Here is a 23,177-nt window from a genome sequence, read left to right on the forward strand (position 1 = left end):
GCCGTGCAAAGCGCCTGCATCCCCGAGTCGAAGCTGCCGAGCGTCGGCACGACTATTTTCACCGTGATCGGCCAGCTTGCCGACGAACATCACGCGCTCAATCTTTCTCAAGGCGCGCCGAACTTCGCATGCGATCCGCGCCTGATCGAAGGCGTCGAGCGAGCCATGCGAGCAGGACATAACCAATATTCGCCGATGTCGGGCGTGCTGGCGCTGCGTGAAGCCATCGCCGACAAGACGCACAAGCTGTATGGCGCGCAGTACGATCCGGGCACGGAAGTGACGGTCGTGGCGAGCGCGAGCGAGGGGCTTTACGCGACCATCAGCGCGCTCGTGCATCCCGGCGACGAGGTAATTTACTTCGAGCCGTCGTTCGACAGTTACGCGCCGATCGTGCAGCTTCAGGGTGCGACGCCTATCGCCATCCAGCTATCGGCGGAGAATTTTCAGATCGACTGGGACGAAGTCGCGGCGGCCATCACGCCGAAAACGCGCATGATCCTCGTCAACACGCCGCACAATCCGACCGGCAGCGCCTTCGCCGATGAAGACATCGCGCGTCTCACGGCGCTCACGCGCGACACGAAGATCATCGTGCTGTCGGACGAAGTCTACGAGCACGTAGTGTTCGACGGCGCGCCGCATCACGGCATGGCGCGCTACCCGGAACTGGCCGAGCGCAGCGTGATCGTGTCGTCGTTCGGCAAGTCGTATCACGTGACGGGCTGGCGCGTTGGCTACTGTCTCGCGCCCGCCGCGTTGACTGCCGAGATCCGCAAGATTCACCAGTTCATGACGTTTTCCGCCGATACGCCGATGCAAATGGCTTTCGCCGAAGCGCTCGCCGACGAATCGAGCTATCTCAACCTCGGACCGTTCTATCAGCACAAGCGCGATTTGCTGGCGACATCGCTCGCGGGATCGCGCTTCGAATTGCTGCCGAGCGCGGGCAGTTTCTTCATGCTCGCACGCTACAGCGCGATTTCGGATGAAAGCGACAGCGACTTCGTGCTGCGCCTCATTCGCGAGGCGCGCGTGGCGACCATTCCGTTGTCCGCGTTTTATACCGACGGCACCGACAACCGCGTGATCCGGCTTTCGTTCGCGAAGGACGACGACACGCTGATCGAAGGCGCGCGCCGCCTTTGCTCCATCTAAAAACATTCGAGACACGACACGATGAAGATCAAATACGCCGCCACCGCCCTATTCCTTGCCTGCTCGTTCGCGAGCGGCGCGGCGTTCGCCGCCGATACCTTGCGTTTCGGGCTCGAAGCGCAGTACCCGCCGTTCGAGTCGAAGGCGTCGACGGGCGAATTGCAAGGACTCGATATCGATGTCGGCAACGCCGTGTGCGTGGCGGCGCAGATGAGCTGCAAGTGGGTCGAGACCTCTTTCGACGGGTTGATTCCCGCGCTGCAGGGCCGCAAGTTCGACGCCATCAATTCGGCGATGAACGCGACCGACCAGCGCCGTCAGGCCATCGACTTCACGACGGTGGTGTATCGCGTGCCGACGCAACTCATCGCGAAAACGGGCAGTGGACTCGAACCGACGCCCGCGTCGCTAAAGGGCAAGAGCGTGGGCGTGTTGCAGGGTTCGATCCAGGAGACCTTTGCCAAGGCGCATTGGGAAAACGAAGGCGTGAAGGTCGTGCCGTATCAAGATCAGAACCAGGTCTACACGGACCTCAAGTCCGGCCGCCTCGATGCCACGCTGGTGCTCGCGCCTGCGGGACAAACCGGCTTTCTGTCGAAGCCCGACGGCAACGGCTTTGCGTTCGTCGGCGCGCCGGTGCGGGACGACAAGATTCTCGGCAGCGGCATTGCGTACGGCGTGCGCAAGGGCGACGATGCGCTGAAGAGCAAACTCAACGCGGCCATCGCGAAGGTGAAGGCCGACGGCACGATCGACAAGTTCGCGAAGAAGTATTTGGGGGAAATCGATATTTCGGCGAAATGAGGGATGAGCGGGCGTTCAGCAACTTTCCCACGGCACAGGCACACTGGCGGCTTGATTCACCACCGCGGCGAGTTGAAGCGCCGCGGCGCCCTCACAGGAAAAGCATTGAGCACGCCGCCTCGAACGAACCCCGCCGCCCCTGGACAACCGGCCGCGCCCGCACCACTGCAAGGCGGGCAACTGGTGCTCGCCACTTTCGCCGTGGCGCTCGCTACGTTCATGAACGTGTTGGATTCGTCGATCGCCAACGTCGCGATTCCGACCATCTCCGGCAATCTCGGCGTCTCGGTCAACGAAGGCACCTGGGTCATTACGGTGTTCGCCGCGTCGAACGCGGTTTCCATTCCGCTAACCGGCTGGCTCACGCAGCGACTCGGGCAAATTCATCTGTTCGTCGGCGCGATCCTCATGTTCGTGCTCTCCTCGTGGTTGTGCGGTCTTGCGCCCAATTTGCCTGTGCTGCTTTTCGCGCGCGTCTTGCAGGGCGCGGTGGCCGGGCCGCTGATTCCGCTCTCGCAAGCCATTCTGCTCGGCTCGTATCCGAAAGAGAAATCGTCGATGGCGCTCTCGCTCTGGGCGATGACCGCGACCGTCGGCCCGATCGCCGGTCCCGCGCTCGGCGGCTGGATCACGGATAGTTATTCTTGGTCGTGGATCTTCTATATCAACATCCCGGTCGGCATTTTCGCGGCGGGCGTGACGTGGATCATCTACCGCAACCGCGAGTCGCCGAGCCGCAAGGCGCCTATCGATATCGTCGGGCTCGGGCTGCTGATCGCGTGGGTCGCGTCCTTGCAGATCATGCTCGACAAGGGACGCGATCTCGACTGGTTCCAGTCGCCGGTCATCGTCATTCTCGCGATAACGGCAGCCATTTCATTCGCGTTTTTCGTCGTGTGGGAGCTGACGGCGGAGAATCCGGTCGTCGATTTGCGGCTCTTCGCGGGACGCAATTTCTTCGGCGGCACGGTGGCCATTTCGGTCGCTTATGGCGTGTTTTTCGGCAATCTCGTGTTGTTGCCGCAATGGATGCAGCAGTATTTGAACTACCGTTCCGTCGACGCGGGTCTCGTCACCGCGCCGCTCGGCATCTTCGCCGTGATTCTTGCGCCGGTAATGGGCAAGGTGCTGCCGCGCAGCGACGCACGCGTGATCGCGACCATGGCGTTCGTGGGCTTCGCGTTCGTATTCTGGCTGCGCTCGAAGTATGTGATCGAGATCGATACCTGGCATCTCGTGCTGCCGACGCTCCTGCAAGGCATTCCGATGGCGATGTTCTTCGTGCCGCTCACGGCCATCGTGCTGTCGGGCTTGCCGCCATCGAAAATACCGGCGGCGGCAGGCTTGTCGAATTTCGCGCGGGTGTTTTGCGGCGCGGTGGGGACATCGCTTGCGGGCAACGAGTGGGATCATCGGATCGCGCTGCATCACGAGCGGCTGACGGAGCAGGCGAATATTTATAACCCGGCGTTCTTGCAGTCGCTCGGCATGTCGCAATCGACGCTGAATATCGGTGAAGCCCAGGCGCGTGGGATGTTCAACTTCACCGTCAACACTCAAGCCGCGATGATGGGGCTCAACGATATCTTCCTCATTTCAGCGGTCATCTTCATTCTGATCATTCCGCTGATCTGGATTACGAAGGTGGCGAAGGGTGGCGGCGGTGGGGCGGCGGCGGGGGCGCATTGAGATTTTTCGCGTGCCGTTACTAATGGACGGCACGCGGTACTCAACTTTGCGGCGTCAAAAAGTAAATGGGCGTCAGCGGCATACGGGCGCGCGCCTTATCATCAAGCTTGCTGTAAAACTGAATCCATAATTCGATCAATCGTTCGGAGTCGATCAACGTAATCTTGCGGCGCTCTTGATTTCGTGCAAAAGATTGGGCGTCGCGAGTAAAGCCGCCGGTGGAGATGAATAAGCCGACGTCGTCCTCGTTGATAATCGCAATAAAGGATTTGAGGCCGTCCGTATCTACCCGATGTGCGACGCGCTTCACTTGCACCTTAATGCGTGGTGGCCGAGTGCCAAGAGGGTCATTGTTTGCGATAATGTCAACACCATCATCTTTGCCCGGTGGCGATACCCAGCCGATGTGATAGCTCATTGCTCGCAGCAGGTCTGAAACAAGATCTTGAAAATCGTAAGGCGGCATTTTCAGAAGATGCTGCTCAATCTCGCCCCAAGCCTGCTCCTCTGCCTGCTCGTAAGTCATGCTCGCAGTTTCGGCGTCAACATCAAACGTCAAGTCGGACTGCTCGCTGAGTTTGGCCGATGCATAACTCAACCCGCTCGGATCACGCAGTTGAGCCGCTTTCCATTGGGCGTAGAGTCGATCCGATTCGCGACGAAACGCAGCGGGCTCTTTAATACGGTCATACGCGGACAAGCCCTCGTCAGTGATAGACCAAATGCCTTTGTGCTTGGTGAGCCACCCAGCTTTTACGCAGGCGATAGTCGCAAAGCGCACCGTCTTCTCGAAGCGTCTTGCGCCGGAGTTCTCATAGAAGCTCGCTTCATATGGAGAAAGAGTCACGCTAGAAGCGAGCGTCTTGAGTGCTTGGGCTGCGCCTAAGCCCTCCGGTTGCGCCTTCAGAATCTCAAACAGTTTCCTTAACAGTTCGCCCATGCGCTGTCGTGATGTTTCGGCCATTGCAATTTCTGAGTAGCGCACACACACCGGTGCAAACCTGCAATTGTCTACCTGTGTCGAGACACGACTGTTGAAATTCATTACGCGAGGCACGCCGATTCTAAAGCACGCTCACTTCAACCCTTCAACCCCAACTCCACCCGCTCCCCCGCGCCCTTATCCTTGATCCCGTCCGCGTTCAGCTTGGGCGCGACGACAAAAATCCGGCTGCTGTCGATCTTTCCGTCGAAGTACTCCTTCACCGCCTGCGCGCGGCGCTGCGCCAGATCGCGCAACGCGCCTTCATCGACCGGTGCGTTTTCAGTCAGCGCGCTCTTCATGTCCGCGTCCGGCACCGACTTCGTCAAGCCGATGAAGTTCTTCGGCTTCTTGAAATCCGCCGACTTATAAACCTTCGTCAGATACTTGTCGTAATCCGCATCCGATACCTTCACCGACTGCCAGTCCACATTCTCGCCGCCATCCGACATGTCGCGGACCTTCGCGCGTTTGATTTGGCCATCCAGCCAAGCGCTGCGTAACGCGGGCTCATCGACTTTCGGATCGACTCGCCCCGTCACATCCAGCCTGATCGACGGCTTATCCGCGAGCGCCTTCGAAATCGTCTCCAGCTTCTTCTGCGCGGCATCGTTGAGCGTCGCCGAGCCTGCGTCGAATTCGACGTAATTCAACTCCTCGCCACTGCCGCCGAACGCATGCGCGAGCAGCGAGAACGGCGCGGTCACCGCCTTTTGCACCAGATTCAATATGGCTTGCCAGACGAGCCCGCCAATAGAAAACTCCGGATTCGAAAGCGATCCCGAAATGGGAATGTTCACGTCGATCTCGCCGCGCGAATTCTTTAGCAACGACACGGCGAGCCGCACCGGCAGCTTCGTCGCCGTCGAATTGTCGACGTGATCGCCGAACGTCAACTGGTCGATGAACAGGTGGTTGTTCGCCGTGAGCTTGTCGTCGCCGAGCATGTAATGCAGATCGACGTTGAGCTTGCCCTTCGTGATCGGATAGCCCGCGTACTTCGACGAATACGGCGTGAGGTTGGTGAGTTCGACGTCGTGCGCGCTCGCGGTCAAGTCGAGCGCGGGCTTTTCGATGAGCGGATTCACCTGTCCCTTGATCGAAACCGGTCCGTTCGCGGCGAGCTTGGCGGCGACATCGACGGGCGCGGGCGTCGTCGAATGTGTGCCGAATGCGCCGATGGTCCCGTTGATCGACACGAGATTCGCCGTGAAGTTGGGCTTGATGAAGTTGTCGGTGTAGGTCACACGGCCGTTCTGCAGAACGAGCTGGCCGAAGCGCATGTTCACCGGAGGACCGGAGGCAGCCGCCGTCTTGACCGGCGCACTCGCCGCGACCGGCGCGGATGCCGCCGCCGAGGCCTCGGGCTTCGACTGATCGCGCGTCACCGATTGCCGCGGGCCGTTGTCGCTTGCCACGACGCTCTTCAGGTTCAGCTTGCCTTGCGCGTCGAGCAACACGCGGCCGTAGAAGTTCGCGAAGGTCACGCGCGCCGCGTCAACGTCCGTGCCGCGCTCGCCATAGTTCACCTTTACGTTAGTGAGGCCGAGCAGTTTCCAGCCGGCGAAACGGTCGGACGTCGCTTTGTCCTGCATGCGCACGTCTGTCAGCGAAACATCGCCCTTGTAGGAAGCCGCGAGCGTCTTGCCACTGCCCGACAAGCCGACATCGCCATTGGCGTTGAGGAACGCGCTTGCGATATCGACGTTGAGTTTGTCGCCGAAATACGGTTCGAAGGCGGCGGCATCGACCTGATCGCCCTTCACATGCAGCGCGAGCTTGAGCGGTGTGACCGTGACCGTGCCATTTATATCGAGCGCGCCACGCCCGTTGAGCGTGAGCTTGCCGGTAACATCGAGCGGTTTCGAGAGATCGTCGCTGAACTGCTTCACGGCAACCGACATCGGCGCAATGCGCAGCTTCACGGGCGTCGTGGGCGTCAAGTCGGTGACATTAGCCGAGGCGTTATCGAGCGCGATCTGGCCAATTTGATAGCGCCACGCCGGTCCCGCTTCCTGCGCCTTCTGAATCTTGCGCGTGGCGCTCGGCTCCGGCGCAACCTCATGCGCTCCAGCGAGCGCGGCCAGGTCGATACTGCCGTCCTTGCGGCGCGTGGCATCGAGCGAAAGTCCCTTCAACTGCACGCTGTCGAGCGCGATCTGACGCGCGGGCACATCCACCTTGACGATCTTCGCGAGCGCGGCATCGAGCTTGATGGGCGCGGCGGCATCCGCGCCATTCGATGCATTCGGCACAAGCGTGAGCGCGTCGAGTTTCACATCGCCCGCGCCGACCTGCACGTTGGCATCCGGCTTCGACCAATCGACCGACACCGGCAGATTCGCGCCGAGCGTGCCGCTCGTCACGCGCGCCGCCAGCGAATTCGCGATATAAGGCTGCAACGGCGGCAGCGCCAATGCTTCGAGCGCCAACTTGACGTCGGCGGTCTTGGCGGCGAGCGCGACGTTGCCGGAAGCGCCGAGCGAACCGCCGTGACCGAACGCCGTCTTGAGCGTGTAGCGCGCGGGCGTCTTGTCGAGCGTCGAAAAACCATCGAGCGTGACGGCTAGACCTGTCAGCGTTTCCTGCACGCGCTGCTTCATCAACTGGTCGTCGAACGCGATCTTGCCGTGGTCGATGGCAACGTGCTTGATGGCCAGATCGAGCGGCGGCGCGTCCTTCGCTTCGGGCTTCTTCACCTCGGCCTTCGCGGGCGGCGGCGCGAGTTTCTGCACGTTGAGCGTGCCGGACGGATCGCGCGCGAGCCGTACATCCGGGCCCGCAAGCGTCACTTCGTCGAGATGATAGATATCGCGCAACGGCTCGGCGTTGGCAATCTTCACATGCAACGCGCGCGCGGCGACGAGCGGTGCGTTCGCTTTATCGGTGACGGCGAGATCGGCCAGATCCGCAGTGCCGTCGATACGAATGGTCGGTGCATCGCCGGCAATGGCAAAGCGCACGTTGAGGTCGGTCGTGAGCTTGCCGCTCTTCACCGCGACGGGCACGGAAGCCGGGGCGTAAGACGCCATCTGCGGCACGTCGAGCCCGTCGAGCGTGAGCGCGATCTCCGACTCGCGCGACTCCGAAAACGGCTTCGTACGGCCCTTCACGACGAGCGGCGAGCCGTCGATGTGCGCCTGCAATAACGGCGTCACGAAAATATCGGTGGCCGAGGGCAGCGTCGCAATGAAGGGGATACCGAGCGCGAACTGGTCGATGGTGTGCTTCGCCTTCAGGAGCCGGTCGTCGAACACGATCCGGCCGTTCTCCACGCGAATGTTCGACACGGAGAAGCGCGCCGGCTTGTCCGATGGCGGCGACGAAGGCTTCGAGAATTTCTCGATCAGATCGGAGAAATTGAAATGCTCGCCGTCGAAACGCACAATGCTGATGCGCGGCGAATCGATCTTCAGTTCATTGACGACGGGCGCGAGCCGGAAGATGGACGACCACGACGTGCGCACGACGAGCCGCGACACATCGACGAAACCGGCCGCCGCGCCGGGCGCTTTCGCGAGATTCGCGGGCGCTTCGCCGATATGCACGTCATCAGCTTCGAAATCGAGCGAATAGGGATTGAGCCAAATGCGCCGGATGGTCACCGGCCGGTCGAGTTGCTTGCCAAGCTGTTGCTCGGCGATATGACGAATGACCGGCGGCGCGACGAAGAAGCCGAGAAGGCCGATGACCACCACGAAGACGATCAGGCCAATCGCGATTCGCCGCGTACGCCGTGCATGCACGACGCCGCGCAGGGTTTGCCCGGCCGAGGCCAGTGAAGACTTGGTGACGCTTGCCATTCGATGCGCGCTGCGACGCGCGGCGGCGCATCGCCCTGTCAGATAGAGGATGCTTCAAGTATACGACGAGGCATCGCGCAAACGTTCATCAAATGCTTCACTGCCGTTCGACGGCTGGCGGCGTCCACGTGCCGTCGCTTGCCTGCGGTTTGGGCGCGTAGAGGCGCATCGTCAGCTGAAAGTCGCCGTCGGGCGCGGGCAGCCAGTTCGATGCGCGCGCACGCGGCGGTGCTTCGGCCGATACGGTGACATCGACCGAACCGTCGCGGTTTTTCTTGAGGCGGTCGCGGTCGCTTAGCGACAGACGCGGCAGCTTGCCGTTGGCGAACGCGCCATCCTTCGTGTAGGCCGCGAGCGTCCAGAAACCGCGCACCGGCGGCAACTGATTGGGCGCGAAGTGCAGCACGTAGGTGTTCGCGCCGTTGAGCGGATGGCCGTCGCTGTCCACGCGCGCAACCGGCTTCGCTTCGCCGGCCTTCGTCCCCGAAAACGGCTGATAGCGCGCGAGATAAGCCCGCAGAATGTAATCCGTGCCGTAGTTGCCGACATCGTCGCCGAACCACGTCCAGCCGTTCTTCGTGATCGCGTTCGATGGCGCCGTCGCGAGATGCGCGCGGCCATCCGCGACACCGGACGCCAGAAGCGGCGCGTCGGCCTTCTTGAACTGCACCGGTTCGCCCGGCTTCACGCCGAGATCGGCGAGGCGGGACATCGCGGGCGCATCGTCGGCGGCGGGCGGATTGTCGTCGAGCGAGCGGGCAAGGCGCGCGAAAAACGCGTTGGCATCGAGCGCTTCGGCCTGCGCGCCGGGCGATGCCGTCGGCGCCGCGCTCGGCAAAGGCGGCACGCTAGGCGTCTGGCCCGTGGCATTGCCCGGCCACGCGCCCGTCACGGTCGAAGTAGGATCGGCGAGCGAGCCCTTGGTGGGCGTAAGCGTATCGATGCGCATCGACGTCTGCAGCTTTCTGACTTCGCGCACGTCGCGCATGCCGTTCACCCGCACGCGCACCGAAAGCCAGACGTAGCGCGTGCGCGTTTCGACGCGCGTTGCACCGGCGGGCAACGTGCCCGTAAAGCCGGCGGGCACGAAGGCGATGAGCTGCGCCTTCGGAAACGGCGTCGTGTCGGCGCTCGAATACAGCGCGTTGCTCCATGCATCGAACGCGCGGGTATCGAGATAGCGTGCGCGCGGCGCGGCGGGCACGGTCACGATCACGGGATCGGCGGAGACATCGAGCCATGCGGAGGAATCGAGTGTATCGACGCTCGGCCAGCCGGTCGCGCCCGCGGGCGGCAACGCGATGGCGTGGCGGAACGTGTTGAGCGGCGCCTGACCCGGCCGCGCCGCCCCGCTTGCACGTTCCCGCGCGATGTCCGACGCGACGAGCGGAAAGCCGAACGTGTAGGCATCGACGACCTGGTTTTTTACCCAGCCGCCCGTATTTGCCGCCTCGGGCGTCGCGGTTCCCGCGCAGCCGGCGAGCAAGGCCGCGGCAGAAAGGCTCGTGCTGACCCATAAAGCGGCGTTGAGCGGAAGCGTCCAGCGTCGGTGCTTATTCATTCGAATGGAAATCCGGTTTTATTTCGATGGGTTCGCAGACGAGCAGCCCGCCGCCGTCCTGATCCCCGAGGTAGCGCGCCGAAAATTCGATCTCGAAATTGGGGTTTTAACGTATCCGCTGATGATAGGCAAGACAACACGCATAAAAGGCGCTACTCGTCGCGCAAATACGTCTGACCACTCGTCGAGACTCGCTTCACGGCATCGCGTAACATGAATGTTTTAGAACCTTTCGAACGAGTCCGACGCATGTATATTCCCGCCCATTTCGAGGAAAACCGCCCGGAAGCCCTGCGCGCGCTGATCGCCGCGCATCCTTTTGGCGCATTGGTCACGCATGGCCCGAATGGGCTCGACGCCAATCACATTCCTTTCGAACTCGATCCCGCCATCGGCGAACACGGCACCTTGCGCGCGCACGTGGCACGTGCAAATCCCGTGTGGCGCGAAGTCGGGGCGCGCGAGGACGTGCTGGTGATCTTTCAGGGCGCGGAAGGTTATATCTCGCCGACTTTCTATCCGAGCAAGCAGGAAACCCACCGTCAAGTGCCGACGTGGAATTACCTCGTCGTGCATGCGCATGGCCGAATCACCGTGCGTGACGACGAAGCCTACGTGCGCGGCGTCGTTGCGAAACTCACGCGCAAGATGGAAGCGGGCGAAGCAATGCCGTGGAAAATGGGCGACGCGCCGCGCGATTTCATCGATCAATTGCTGGGCGCGATCGTCGGCATCGAAATCGAGGTGACGCGGCTGGTCGGCAAGGCAAAGCTTTCGCAGAACAAGGCTGAAGCAGACCGCATCGGCACGGTCGAGGGCTTGCGTCAGCGCGGCGGCGAGGAAGCCGGCGCGCTCGCCGACGCCATGTTCGGCTCGATCGAACCGCCTCGCGACTGAAATGCGCTCTTGACCTTCCAATCGTTGGAAGGTCGATACTGGCTTCATGCGTGGCCAGAAGGAGCGTTTCATCATGTCATCGGGACCAGTCAATCAAACCAGAACCGCGGTATTCGCCGTGAGCGGCATGACGTGCGCGTCGTGCGTCGCGCGCGTCGAGAAAATGCTCGGACGCGTGCCGGGCGTGGAATCGGTCGCCGTGAATCTCGCGACCGAAAAAGCCACCGTCCATACGAACGATGCCGTCACCGACCAACAACTGGTCGAGGCCATTACGAAAGCCGGTTATGAAGCGGCGAAGGTTGAGCCGGACGCGCCGCCTGTCGATGCGAAAACGCCGCAAGCGCTCGATGCCGAACTCGTCGCGGTGGTCGCGAGCGCGCTCGTCACGCTGCCCTTGCTTGCGCCGATGTTCGGCGCAGCGCTCTCGCCGTGGCTGCAACTGGCGCTCGCGAGCATCGTCCAGTTTGGCTTCGGCGCGCGTTTCTACGTCGGCGGTTATCGCGCGCTGCGGGCGTTCGCGGGCAACATGGATTTGCTCGTGGCGCTGGGGACATCGGCGGCGTGGGCGCTGAGTGTCTATCAGATGTTCGCGCACGGCGGCATGCCGATGCATCTGTTCTTCGAGGCATCGGCGGTCGTCATCACGCTGGTGCGCTTTGGCAAATGGCTGGAGACGCGCGCCAAACGCCAGACCACCGACGCCATCCGCGCCCTGAATGCGCTGCGTCCGACCACGGCGCGCGTGCGCGATCGCGCCGATCCTTCGCATGAAAGCGAGATTGCGCTCGCCGATGTGCGCGTGGGCGACATCGCCATCGTGCGGCCGGGCGAGCGCGTGCCGGTGGATGGCATCGTGCGCGAGGGACGCACGCATGTCGACGAATCGCTGATCACGGGCGAGAGTCTGCCGGTTGCGAAAGAGCCGGGCGCGCGCGCGACGGGCGGATCGATCAACGGCGAAGGCGCGATCGCGATCGAAACGACGGCCATTGGCGCGGAAACGACGCTCGCGCGGATCATCCGGCTGGTCGAATCGGCGCAAGCGGAAAAAGCGCCGATCCAGCGCCTGGTCGATCGCGTGTCCGCCGTTTTCGTACCGGCAATTCTGGTTATCGCGCTCATCACGCTGGCGGGCTGGCTTCTGCATGGCGCGGATGCCGAGACCGCCTGGCTCAACGCGGTCGCCGTGCTCGTGATCGCCTGCCCGTGCGCGCTCGGCCTCGCCACGCCGACCGCCATCATGGCCGGCACGGGCGTCGCGGCGCGTCACGGCATCCTGATCAAGGACGCGGAGGCGTTGGAACAGGCGCATGCCATTAGCGTCGTTGCGTTCGATAAGACCGGCACGCTGACGGCCGGCCAACCGAGTCCCGTCGCGTTCGAAGCCGCGCCGGGATTCGAGCGCGCGGAAGCACTCGCGCTGGCGGCGGCGGTGCAAAGAATGAGCGAGCATCCATTGGCGAAAGCGGTAGTCGGTTTCGCCGATAGCACGCCGGACATTGCGCGATACGAGGCGACGTCGGCGAAAGCAATTGCCGGACGCGGCGCGGAGGCTTTCATCGGCGCGCGCAACGTGGCGATAGGCAGTGCGCGCTGGGTCGAGGAATTGCATGCGGCCGTGCCCGAAGCGCTTGCCGTCGAGGCGCGCAACCTCGAAGCGCAGGGCAACACGGTGTCATGGCTCTTGGACCGCGCTGACGGCAAGGCGACCGTCCTTGCCCTGCTCGCGTTCGGCGACACGATCAAGCCGACGGCGCGGGCCGCCATCGAAAGACTCGCGCAACTGGGCGTGAAGGCCGCGCTCGTTACGGGCGATAACGCGGGTAGCGCGCAGGCGGTTGCGCGCGCGCTGGGCATTCCGTCGGCGCTGGTTTTCTCGCAGACCTTGCCCGCGGACAAGGCGCGCGTGATCGCGGAATTGAAGGCATCGAACCACGGCATCGTGGCGATGGCGGGCGACGGCATCAACGACGCACCCGCGCTCGCCGCCGCCGATGTCGGCATCGCGATGGGCAGCGGCACGGACGTGGCGATCGAAGCGGCGGGCATCACGCTCATGCGTGGCGACCCGGCGCTCGTGGCGGATGCCATCGACATTTCGCGCCGGACGTATCGCAAGATTCAGCAGAATCTTTTCTGGGCGTTTGTGTACAACCTGATCGGCATTCCGCTTGCCGCATTCGGCATGCTCGACCCAATGTTCGCCGGCGCGGCGATGGCGTTTTCGAGCGTGAGCGTGGTGGCGAACGCGTTGTTGTTGCGGCGCTGGCGTGCTCAGGCGGGAACCGAGGTGCCAGCGGAACGCGCGGGCAAACCAATCACCCGCCCCGCATAACGCGCATCGCACGCGGCAATCACCGCGTGCATATCGATACTTCGCGCCACGTCTTCATCGAACGAAGCCGACTTCGGCGCGCCGCTCGAATCGATGTGCATCATCATCTGCTCGCACGCCGATACCGGCTCCGCCTCGTCCGCTTCGAACATCTCCAGATAAAGATGCACGCGCTTCTTGTCGCGCGCGACGACCCACGCGTCCACTCGCACCGCCGCGCCTTCCTTGATCTCGCGCAGATAGCTCACATGGGCTTCGAGCGTGTAGAGCGTGCGCTGCCGCGCGCGCCTGCCCGCGTCGTCCAGACCGATGCCGTCCATGAACGCATCGGTCGCGAGGCTAAAGATCAGCATGTAGTACGCGTCACGCAGATGGCCGTTGTAATCGACCCATTCGGCCTTCACGGTGTCGCGATAAATCGTGCTCATGAATCTCGCCCCGTTAGTCTTCGATACCGTGCCGTGCCTTCGCCTGCGCAATCGCCTCGATCACGCTCGTGATGCAGTCGTCGCGATACCGCTCCAGTTCCTTGATGCCGCGTCCGTTCGTCTGCCGCGACGTGCCGTCCACCACGCGGTCGATGAGTTCATCGGTGAGCGTCGGCGCAACGAGCTTCGTCCATGGCAATTCGAGCGCGGGGCCGAATTGCTGCATGAAGTGTCGCATGCCCGCTTCGCCGCCCGCCAGCGTATAGGTCAGGAACGTGCCCATGAACGACCAGCGAATGCCCGCGCCGTACCGAATTGCATCGTCGATCTCGCCGGTCGTCGCCACGCCTTCGTTCACCAGATGCAACGCCTCGCGCCACAACGCTTCGAGCAATCTGTCCGCGATAAAGCCCGGCACTTCCTTCTTTACGCGAAGCGGCCTCATGCCGATGGATGCGTAGAAGCTCATCGCGGTATCGATCGCGTCGCCGGAAGTCAACTCGCCGCCAAGCACTTCGACGAGCGGCAAAAGATAAACCGGATTGAACGGATGCCCGACCACGCAGCGCTCGGGATGTACGGCGCGTGCGTAAAAATCGCTGGGCAGAAGGCCCGAAGTGGATGACGCGATAATCGCATCGGCCTTCGCCGCGCGGCTCACGCGTTCGTGCAGCGCGAGCTTCAGTTCCTCGCGTTCGGGCGCGCTCTCCTGAATGAAATCCGCATCGGCGACGCACTCCTCGACAGTTTCCACCACGCGCAGGCGATCCTGCGACGCGCCTTTCGCCAGTCCCACGCGTTCCAGCGCCGGCCACGCATTGGCGACGTTCGCGCGTAACTGCGCTTGAGCGCCAGGCGCCGGGTCCCACGCGGTGACATCTAGCCCATGCGCAAGCGCGCGCGCCACCCAGCCGCTGCCGATCACACCCGCGCCGAGCGCGGCGAATTGCCTGACTTGCATATCGTCCATCCGAATGTAGTGATCCTGATCCTATGCCAACTGCCCGAGCGCGCGACGCTCCAGCAAGCGTTCGCCGCGCGCCGGCAAACCGAGCTTGCGACGCCCTTCCGCCGGCGTGAGCGCGCGTCCGCCAAGACGTTCGATGATCTCCACCGCGCGCTGCACGAGCGAACCGTTGCTCGCATGCACGCCGCGATCGAGCCACAGATTGTCTTCGAGACCCACGCGCACATGACCGCCGAGTAGCATGGCTTGCGCGACCATCGGCATCTGCATGCGGCCGATGCCGAAGGCCGCCCAATGCGCGCCAGGCGGCAGGTTATCGACCATGGCCTTCATGGTGCCCGTGTCGGGCGGCGCGCCCCAAGGAATGCCCATGCAAAGCTGAAAAAGCGGCGGCGCATCGAGCAGGCCTTCCTTCAGCAACTGATTCGCGAACCAGAGATGACCGGTATCGAAAATCTCGAGTTCCGGCTTCACGCCAAGCTGCTGGATGCGCTTTGCCCCGGCTCGGAGTTGCGCGGGCGTCGAGACGTAGATGTAGTCGCCATCGCCGAAATTGAGGGTGCCGCAATCGAGCGTGCAGATTTCCGGAAGCAGTTCCTCGACATGCGCAAGACGCGTGAGACCGCCGACGAGATCGGTGCCCTTGCCGAAGCGCATCGGCTCTTCGCCCGCGCCGATTTCCAGATCGCCGCCCATGCCCGCCGTCAAGTTGATGATGACATCGACATCCGATGAACGAATGCGATCCACTACTTCGCGATACAGCGCCGGGTCGCGGCTGCCGCGCCCGGTTTGCGGATCGCGCACATGGCAATGCGCCACGGTCGCGCCCGCACGCGCGGCCTCGATAGCCGCTTCGGCAATCTGCCTGGGCGTGACGGGTATTGCCGGATGTCTGGCCGTTGTGTCGCCTGCTCCCGTTACCGCGCAGGTCACGATCACGTCATGGTTCATGGTGGCGCTTGTCCTTATTCAGTTCAAAGTCCGAGGTATTGCTTCACCGCTGGCAGACCATCCTTGCCATCGACGGTCTTCACGCCCGCAAGCCATGAATCGAGCACCTGCGGATTCTTCTTGAGATACGCCTTTGCCGCTTCGGCGGGGCGTTCCTTCTTCATCACCGGTTCCATGAGACGGTTTTCGAGATCGGTATTGAACTTGAGGTTCGATACGAACTTGCCGGCGTTCGGGCAGCGTGTGAGGAAGTCGGTATTCGTGAGCGTGTAGACGCGCGCTTCGCCATAGTTGGGGCCGAAGACTTCATCGCCGCCAGCGAGATAGTTGATCTTCATCTGAATGTTCATAGGATGAGGCTCCCAGCCAAGAAACACGACCGGCTTCTTGTCGCGAATGGCGCGTTCCACCGTCACCAGCATGCCCGCCTCGCTCGATTGCACGAGCTTGAATCCGCCGAGCCCGAACTGATTCGTGTCGATCATCTTCTGAATCTTGGCGTTTGCGCTGCTGCCCGGTTCGATGCCGTAGATCTTGCCGTCGAGCTCATCGCGATGCTTGGCGATATCCGCGAACGACTTGATGCCCGCGTCATACGCATAGCTCGGCACGGCAAGCGTGGCCTTCGCGCCAGAGAGATTCGGCGGATCGAGCTTCTGAATGCTCTTCGATTCGAGGAACGGCTCGACCGCCTTTTCCTGCACCGGCCACCAGTAGCCGAGCGACACGTCGATCTGCTTGCTCTTCAGACCCGCGAGCGAAATGGGCACGGAGGCGACCGTGGTCTTCGGCGCATAACCGAGCCCTTCGAAGACGACGGAAGCGAGCGCGGTCGTCGACGTGATGTCGGTCCAGCCGATATCCACGAAGCGCACGTTGCGGCAGCTCGCATCATCGGCGGCAAGCGCGAAGGCGCCGTGAGTCAGTGCGGTCGCGGCACAGACGCCGGTCAGGAGCAGTTTCGAAACCAGGCGATGTCTCATGGCGTGCTGTTCCGGTGAGGGTTCATTGGATGCCGGTTCGTCGTGCCGGCGTGCATCAAAAGTAACGCCGCATAAAGGCGAACGAACGACCGCTTGCGACCGCGACTTGACCGCATGCGACGTGCTAGAAGAAAGGCCTGCGAATACGGGCCACGCCGGATTGCGCGGGCTTTTTGTGCTTGCTAGCGTGGAGCGTTCGTCCAAAGCGCCACACGCCATTCGATGCCCGTTCCCCAAGACTTCCACTTCCTGCTGCTGCCCGAGTTCTCGTCCATTGGCTTCATGTCGGCGATCGAGCCCTTGCGGGTTGCGAATCGCTTCAGCGGCGAGTTGTATCGCTGGCATATCCTGTCGCCCGATGGCGGGCCGGTGGCCGCGAGCAACGGCATCTCGCTGAATGCGGAAAGCGCGTTCGACAGCGTGACACATGCGGATACCGTGTTCGTCGTATCGGGATTCGAGCCGCTCGCGCGCTATACACGCGGCATCGGCGAGTGGTTGAAGCGGCTGGATCGCGCGGGCGCGACGCTTGGCGGCATCGATACGGGCAGCTTCATACTCGCCGAAGCCGGCCTGCTCGCGGACAAGCGCGCGACGTTGCACTGGGAAGCGGCGGCGGCCTTCGCCGAGCGCTATCCCGCGATAGAAACGAGCCAGGAGTTGTTCGAGATCGATACGCGGCGCATTACGTGCGCGGGCGGCACTGCGTCCATCGACCTCATGCTGGATCTGATCGCGCGCGATCATGGCGCGGAACTCGCGGCGCAAGTGTCGGAGCAGTTCGTGCTGGGGCGCATCAGGCAGCGCTCGGACCATCAGCGCATGAAGATCGCGGCGCGCTATGGCATTCACAATCGCAAGTTGATTCAGGTGATCGGCGTGATGGAGCAGCATATGGAAGAGCCGCTCTCGCCCGATGAGCTCGCGCAATCCATCAGCGTCACGCGACGTCAGCTCGAACGCCTGTTCTGCACCGCGCTAAAGGACACGCCGACGCATTTTTATCTCGGGCTGCGTCTCACGCGCGCACGCGAACTACTGCAGCAAACCGATATGTCGATACTTGCCGTGTGTGTCGCGTGCGGGTTCGAATCGCCGTCGCACTTTTCGCGGACGTATCGCGCGCGCTTCAATGCAAGTCCGCGGCAGGACCGCAGCGCGTTGCGCGCCGTGCCTGCCGCCGCATGATCTTCGTCTCGCCTAAAACGAGTGCCGCATGCCGATGCGCACATCCGACTGCGTATTCGAAGTCGACGGCGTGAAGCTATAACCGATTACGGCATCGATCGGACCCGACGCACGCAGATAATCGCCGGATACATAGACGTCGGTACGCTTCGAAAGCAGATAGTGCAGTCCGAGCGAACCCTGGTTCCAGTGATTGCCTTCGAAGCGCGTGTGCTGATAACCGCCGTAAAGCGCGAGATCCGGCCTGAACGAATACGACGCGCCGCCTTCGTAGACTTGCATATGCGAGGTCACGCCGAGGCCCTTGATGGTCGTGTACGTGAAGTTGCCCGAGAGCATCAGGTCGCCGAGCGTCCACGCGCCGCCGACTGCAAAGGCGCCTTGTTTATCGACGGGAAACGAATTCGTGCTGTAGAGGTCCGTGACTGCGCCCGTGGCCGGATCGACCGATACCGTCGGCTGGCCCAAGAACGTGCGCGCGCCGATCATCGCGTAGGGATCGAACGCGTAAATGCCGAACGGGTTGTTCAGTTGCGTATAGGCCGCGCCCACGCTAAAGGTGTTGGCCGCATAGTGCGCGCCCACGCTCCACGCGCTGTTGCGATGAAAGTCGCCCGCGTTATTGCCGAACGAATACATGCCGCCGAAGGTGAAGCCCGCGATATTGTTCGAGAGGAACTTGACCGAGTTCGGCAAGCGGTCGCCGTTCATCCGATCGAAGTCGCCCTGATGGATGGCATAGCCGCTTCCCCATGCCGAGATGTTGTAGAGGTAGACCATCTCCTCGGTCATATCTAGCTGATTACCGAACGAGATTTGCCCCCACGGGTTCTTGAGGCCCACATAGGCTTGCCGTCCGAACTCCGCGCCACCGAATGCATAGCGCCCGGTCCCGAGGCGGAAGCCCGATTCCAGCGCGAAGATCGCCTGCAGTCCGCCGCCCAAATCTTCCACGCCACGAAAGCCGATGCGGTTGCCGTAGGACACGCCATCGTCGAACTTCACGACATGCGAGCCACCGGTGTTGTTCACATAGGTGATGCCTGCATCGAGAATGCCGTAGAGCGTCACGCTGCTCTGCGCGTGCGATAGGGCCGGCGCGCCTGCCGCGCTCGCCGCGAGCGCGAGTCCCGCAAGACTGGCACGACGGCCGCGGGCGAGTCTCGAAACGCTTCGTGCGGCATGTCCTCTTCTCATCTGCTGCTCCTCTTCTTGTGGATTGTCGTGTCGTTGAAGGTTGCTGATCGTTCGTCGTGTCCTGCTGAAAGTGCTAAAGACTGCCGCTGAAACGCTGCATTTCGATGCATCGGCGTGCGTGCGCCAACGTCGTAAAAGTAAGGCCACATATAAGCCACGGCTCGACCCGGTGCGACGCAAACATGTCCAGTTGCGACTCGCGCTCATTTGCAGCCCTTCTATTTCGGACATGCCCGATATCGGATTCCTCTGTCCCTACCCATACTTCCGAATCTGTAAAAAAGCGCTACATCGCACCATCTGCATCAACCACTGATCGAACATGACCACTCGCTGCCTGAGCATCTTCCACGTCGACGCCCCTCACGTTCTTGCCAATCACAAGCACTACAGCTCTCGCATGGGCTATGAGCACACCGCTGTTTCCATGGCGGGTATGCAGGGCAAAGCCCAACGAACGCTTCTCAAGTACGAACTCGTGCTGCATCACTTGCGGCAGATGCCTGAAATGGCTTTGCTCGTCTGCTTCAGCGAAGACTGCCTCGTGCTGAACATGTATCCCGTCGAACCCATGGCCGAAGGAAGGCAACATCTGCTTCCTTCGCTCAACGGCAACACGGGCAGTCATCAGGCCGCCGTGCAGGTCTGGCGTAACACGAAGGACATTCGCAACTTCATCGTTCGTTGCATCGGCGAATGCAAGATCGGCGGCGCAACCGATGACGAAGAAACCTTGCTCGCCCCGCTCGACGTCATCGAACCGATGGGCGAGCGCGGTGGTGTCACGTGCGCCATGTTCTGCAATCCACGCTTCACGCCTGTCTGGGCTACGTATCCGAATCTGTGGACCATCGTGATGGACGAAGAGAAGATGTACGGCTACATTCATCCGAGCTTTCGCAACGCGCTCGCCGAGCACATCAACGATTGCCAGCAAAAAGGCGCGCGCCTGCTCGATTTTTCAGCCCATGCGAATGTGCCCGCCGAACCCTTCAGCGTCTACAACCCCGGCCAGCCCATCGCGCTCGTGACCTACTACACGGCTAACGTGCGCGAGTACGGCGCAATCGCCGAATTGAACTTCAAGCGTTATTGCGAGCGTCACGGCTACACGCTCTACGTCTATCGCGATACGCCCGCCGAGGTGGAACCAGGCACGACGGGCACCTGGCTCAAGCCGTGGTTCCTGCGCAAATATCTGCCGCATCACGAATGGGTCATGTGGGTCGATGCCGACATTCTTTTCGTCGATCAATCCAAGCCGCTAGAACCGCTCTTCGCGAATCGCGATCTTCTCGCCGCGCACGACATCGGTCCTTGGATCATCAATGCAGGCGTGCTCGGTTTCAAACGCACGGACCACAATGTCGAGTTCGTCGAAGAGATCTATCGCGCCGTGAGCGCCGCGCCCGACAAGTCGAGCACGTATGCGAACGGCGGCGATCAGACGATCATTGCAAACCTCTTGCGCGAACGTCTCGACTGGGCGCTCGAGGACGGACTGGACTGCATCGGCATCAATACGCCGTGGTATTTTCAGCAGCCTTCCAGCCTGATGGTCCACTTCCTCGCCATCCAGTCGCCCATGCGCGCCATGCTGATGTCGCAGCAGGAACGCGTCAGCTTGCAACTCAACTGATCGTTTTCGATCACTTCACCCCGAGCGCGGTCTGAACGGCTTCCAGGCCGTTCCCGCCGCTCGCAGTCGTCACACCATCGAGCCACGTCTTCAGCAGTTCCGGATGCCGTTTCAATGCGTCCGTGGCGGCTGTATCGACGCGCGTCTCCTTCTCCAGCACGTCGGTTATCACGCCGTTTTCCAGATCTACGTTGAACGCCATCTGCTTGAACAGGCGGCCGACGTTCGGGCATTGCTGCTCGTAGCCGTTACGAGCCACCGTGTTGACCGTCGCGCCGCCGAAGTTCGGGCCGAAGTATCGATCCCCGCCATCGAGGTAGGCGAGCTTGAACTTGGTGTTCATGAGATGCGGCTCCCAGCCCAGAAACACGATCCACTTCTTGTCCCGCACCGCGCGATCCACTTGCGTGAGCATGCCCGTCTCGCTCGATTCCACGAGCTTCCATCCGCCCAGCCCAAAGGCTTTGTCGTCGATCATGCGTTTGATGTTCTGATTCGCGGGCGCGCCCGGCTCGATACCGTAGACGCGGTCATCGAACTTGTCGGCGTTCTTCGCGAGATCGGCGAACGAATGCACGCCGGCTGCGGCGACATAGTCGGGCACGGCCAACGTGAACTTCGCGTTGGATAGATTGGCGCGCAACACCTGCACCGATTTGTCGTCGATGAACGGCTTCACGAGCGGCGCCTGCGCCGGCATCCAGTTGCCAAGGAACACGTCGATCTGGCCGTTCTTGAGGCCTTGATACGTGATCGGCACAGACAGGTTCGCCACGTTCTGCCTGTAGCCGAGCGCTTTCAGAATGACGCCGCTCATCGCATTGGTGGCGTCGATGTCGGTCCATCCCGGACCTGCCATGCGCACCTGCGTGCAGGTCGAGGGATCGGCGGCGAATGTGGGCGAGACCACGGCGACGAGCGCGGCAACAATGAGCGCATGAAACAAGGGCTTTTTCATGGGGCGTTCCTGTCGTTGGAGTTGCTGGTGACTAGCGCGGGACTAGCGCTCGACCGCTGGAAAGCGCGCCATGGCTTCGAGCGTATCGAGGTCGATGTGATTGCGCATGTAGCGCTGGCTCGCATCGACATGCGGCTGCCAGTCCCACGACTGGATCGCACCTTGCGTGGTCGCGGCGAAATGGAAATGGCGGCGGCGCTGACTCTTGAGCACATCGCGATGCAGCGCTTCCAGGTCCCAGCGTCGCGCGATCTCATCGCGGAACGCGGTGACCTGCGACGCGTGCCGCGCATCGCTCGCGAGGTTATTGCGTTCGAGGGGATCGGCGGCGACATCGTAGAGTTGATCGGGATCGACACTCGTATGGATGAACTTGTAGCGCCCCCGCCGGATCATCACGATAGGCGCGATTGCACCTTCCGCGAGGAACTCGCCGATGGCTTCGTCATGGCCGTCCGCGCCCGCGAGATGTGGCACGAGGCTTTGCCCGTCGATGCTATCCGGCCACGCTGAAGGCGCATCGCCGCGCGCAAGTTCGACGAGCGTGGGCAACACATCGAGATGCGATACCGAAGCGCTCACGCGATGCGCATCGAAACGCTTCGGCGCATGCACGATCAAGGGCACACGGCAGCCGCCCTCGAAAAACGTCATCTTGTACCAGAGGCCGCGCTCGCCGAGCATCTCGCCGTGATCCGACGTCACGACGATGGTTGTGTCATTTGCGAGACCCGCCTGTTCCAGCGCTTCGAGTATCGATGCGAATTGATCGTCCACGTACGACACCGCGCCGTAATACGCACGGCGAGCATTGCGAATCTGTCTCTCGGTTGGCGGCGTGCGATCCGTCTCGCAGACATGACGCAGGCGCTGCGAATGCGGATCGCTGGCTTCGAGCGAATCGCGATACGAAGGCATGTCGATGTCGTCATCGCCATACAGGTCCCAATATCTTTTCGGAATGGCATACGGGTCATGCGGATGCGTCAGCGACGCGACCATCATGAACGGTCGTACGTCTTTGCCCGCATTGCGCTCGCGCGCGATATCGAACAGCTTCTGAAGCGTGGTGAAGGTCACTTCGTCGTCGAAGTCGAGTTGATTCGTGCGCACGCACGGACCTGCGTCGATCACGGAACTCATGTTGTGATACCACGAGGGACGCGCCTCGAAATTCTCCCAGTCGGGCGTCCAGCCGAAATCGGCGGGATAGATGTCGGTCGTCAGCCGCTCCTCGAAGCCGTGCAACTGGTCCGCGCCGCAGAAATGCATCTTGCCGGAAAGAATCGTGCGATATCCCTCGGCACGCAAGTAGTGCGCGAACGTGAGCGTCTCCGAAGGGAACTCGGCCGCGTTGTCATAAGCGCCGATTTGCGAAGGCAGCTTACCCGCGAGCAACGAAAAGCGTGACGGCGCGCAGAGCGGACTCGCGCAGTAGGCCGATTCGAACACCACGCCTTCACGCGCGAGCGCGTCGATGCACGGCGTCTTCGTCACTCCGTTGCCGTATGCCGCAAGCGCGAACGGCGTGAGCTGATCGGCCATGAGAATAAGGATATTTTGTTTTGTCTCAAGCATGAATGCATACCTCGAATAGAATCGACAGCGGACACGCGCATGGCGACGCAGGT

Annotated in this window: 17 protein-coding genes; 7 read left to right on the top strand and 10 right to left on the bottom strand. The window is 62.0% G+C overall.

The genetic code is table 11. The annotated features are described in order from the left end of the window. The first annotated feature begins 3 nt into the window (after window positions 1-3). The 3 genes from QCE79_RS30130 to QCE79_RS30140 all read left to right on the top strand — a co-directional run bounded on the left by QCE79_RS30130 (window position 4) and on the right by QCE79_RS30140 (window position 3,651). Window positions 4-1,158, top strand: coding sequence for a methionine aminotransferase (locus QCE79_RS30130; protein WP_250509797.1), 1,155 nt, complete (start codon window positions 4-6; stop codon window positions 1,156-1,158). A gap of 21 nt (window positions 1,159-1,179) precedes the next feature. Continuing rightward, on the top strand, window positions 1,180-1,962 hold the full coding sequence (locus QCE79_RS30135; protein WP_244829064.1) for an ABC transporter substrate-binding protein: 783 nt from the start codon (window positions 1,180-1,182) through the stop codon (window positions 1,960-1,962). Window positions 1,963-2,067: 105 nt separating this feature from the next. Continuing rightward, window positions 2,068-3,651 (top strand): DHA2 family efflux MFS transporter permease subunit, encoded by a 1,584-nt coding sequence (locus tag QCE79_RS30140; protein WP_244829063.1) that lies wholly within the window; start codon window positions 2,068-2,070, stop codon window positions 3,649-3,651. Between the two features lie 40 nt (window positions 3,652-3,691). On the opposite strand, the gene QCE79_RS30145 is transcribed toward QCE79_RS30140, so the two are convergent. From QCE79_RS30145 to QCE79_RS30155, 3 genes are all read right to left on the bottom strand, one after another. After that, window positions 3,692-4,615, bottom strand: a complete 924-nt coding sequence (locus QCE79_RS30145; protein WP_250493062.1) for a restriction endonuclease — start codon at window positions 4,613-4,615, stop codon at window positions 3,692-3,694. Window positions 4,616-4,731: 116 nt separating this feature from the next. Continuing rightward, window positions 4,732-8,436, bottom strand: a complete 3,705-nt coding sequence (locus QCE79_RS30150; RefSeq protein WP_309850181.1) for a DUF748 domain-containing protein — start codon at window positions 8,434-8,436, stop codon at window positions 4,732-4,734. Window positions 8,437-8,533: 97 nt separating this feature from the next. Further along, window positions 8,534-9,997 carry a DUF1214 domain-containing protein gene (locus QCE79_RS30155; protein WP_309850183.1) on the bottom strand — a complete coding sequence of 488 codons (1,464 nt, stop codon included), beginning with the start codon at window positions 9,995-9,997 and terminating at the stop codon, window positions 8,534-8,536. Between the two features lie 249 nt (window positions 9,998-10,246). Between QCE79_RS30155 and QCE79_RS30160 the strand changes: the two genes are divergently transcribed. Both QCE79_RS30160 and QCE79_RS30165 read left to right on the top strand, forming a co-directional pair. Beyond that, window positions 10,247-10,894: an FMN-binding negative transcriptional regulator gene (locus QCE79_RS30160; protein WP_250509793.1), complete on the top strand. Its 648-nt coding sequence runs from the start codon at window positions 10,247-10,249 to the stop codon at window positions 10,892-10,894. A 73-nt stretch (window positions 10,895-10,967) separates the two neighbouring features. Further along, window positions 10,968-13,232: a heavy metal translocating P-type ATPase gene (locus QCE79_RS30165; RefSeq protein WP_309850187.1), complete on the top strand. Its 2,265-nt coding sequence runs from the start codon at window positions 10,968-10,970 to the stop codon at window positions 13,230-13,232. Here QCE79_RS30165 and QCE79_RS30170 read toward each other — a convergent pair. The 4 genes from QCE79_RS30170 to QCE79_RS30185 are packed head-to-tail and all read right to left on the bottom strand — an operon-like array spanning window position 13,172 to window position 16,564. Then, the gene (locus tag QCE79_RS30170) at window positions 13,172-13,660 is read right to left on the bottom strand and encodes a thioesterase family protein (RefSeq protein WP_250526510.1); all 489 of its coding nucleotides are present in this window, start codon (window positions 13,658-13,660) and stop codon (window positions 13,172-13,174) included. The two genes, QCE79_RS30165 and QCE79_RS30170, sit on opposite strands and share 61 nt — an antisense overlap. A 13-nt stretch (window positions 13,661-13,673) precedes the next feature. Next, a complete protein-coding gene (locus tag QCE79_RS30175; protein ID WP_244829056.1) occupies window positions 13,674-14,621 on the bottom strand; it encodes an L-carnitine dehydrogenase in 948 nt (315 codons plus the stop codon). A 30-nt stretch (window positions 14,622-14,651) separates the two neighbouring features. Next, on the bottom strand, window positions 14,652-15,581 hold the full coding sequence (locus QCE79_RS30180) for a 3-keto-5-aminohexanoate cleavage protein (protein ID WP_309850195.1): 930 nt from the start codon (window positions 15,579-15,581) through the stop codon (window positions 14,652-14,654). Window positions 15,582-15,604: 23 nt separating this feature from the next. Continuing rightward, window positions 15,605-16,564: a choline ABC transporter substrate-binding protein gene (locus tag QCE79_RS30185; protein WP_309850198.1), complete on the bottom strand. Its 960-nt coding sequence runs from the start codon at window positions 16,562-16,564 to the stop codon at window positions 15,605-15,607. 222 nt (window positions 16,565-16,786) lie between these two features. On the opposite strand from QCE79_RS30185, the gene QCE79_RS30190 reads away from it, so the two are divergent. Continuing rightward, window positions 16,787-17,752: a GlxA family transcriptional regulator gene (locus tag QCE79_RS30190; RefSeq protein WP_244829053.1), complete on the top strand. Its 966-nt coding sequence runs from the start codon at window positions 16,787-16,789 to the stop codon at window positions 17,750-17,752. 12 nt (window positions 17,753-17,764) lie between these two features. On the opposite strand, the gene QCE79_RS30195 is transcribed toward QCE79_RS30190, so the two are convergent. After that, a complete protein-coding gene (locus tag QCE79_RS30195; protein WP_309850202.1) occupies window positions 17,765-18,949 on the bottom strand; it encodes a porin in 1,185 nt (394 codons plus the stop codon). Between the two features lie 322 nt (window positions 18,950-19,271). On the opposite strand from QCE79_RS30195, the gene QCE79_RS30200 reads away from it, so the two are divergent. Then, window positions 19,272-20,588 (top strand): hypothetical protein, encoded by a 1,317-nt coding sequence (locus QCE79_RS30200; protein WP_250493052.1) that lies wholly within the window; start codon window positions 19,272-19,274, stop codon window positions 20,586-20,588. 10 nt (window positions 20,589-20,598) lie between these two features. On the opposite strand, the gene QCE79_RS30205 is transcribed toward QCE79_RS30200, so the two are convergent. Beyond that, window positions 20,599-21,546, bottom strand: coding sequence for a choline ABC transporter substrate-binding protein (locus tag QCE79_RS30205; RefSeq protein WP_309850206.1), 948 nt, complete (start codon window positions 21,544-21,546; stop codon window positions 20,599-20,601). A gap of 42 nt (window positions 21,547-21,588) precedes the next feature. Continuing rightward, window positions 21,589-23,124 carry a choline-sulfatase gene (gene betC, locus QCE79_RS30210; RefSeq protein ID WP_309850209.1) on the bottom strand — a complete coding sequence of 512 codons (1,536 nt, stop codon included), beginning with the start codon at window positions 23,122-23,124 and terminating at the stop codon, window positions 21,589-21,591. Between the last annotated feature and the right edge of the window lie 53 nt (window positions 23,125-23,177).

Origin of the sequence: Caballeronia sp. LZ003 (assembly GCF_031451465.1) — a bacterium.
Taxonomy (GTDB): Bacteria; Pseudomonadota; Gammaproteobacteria; order Burkholderiales; family Burkholderiaceae; genus Caballeronia.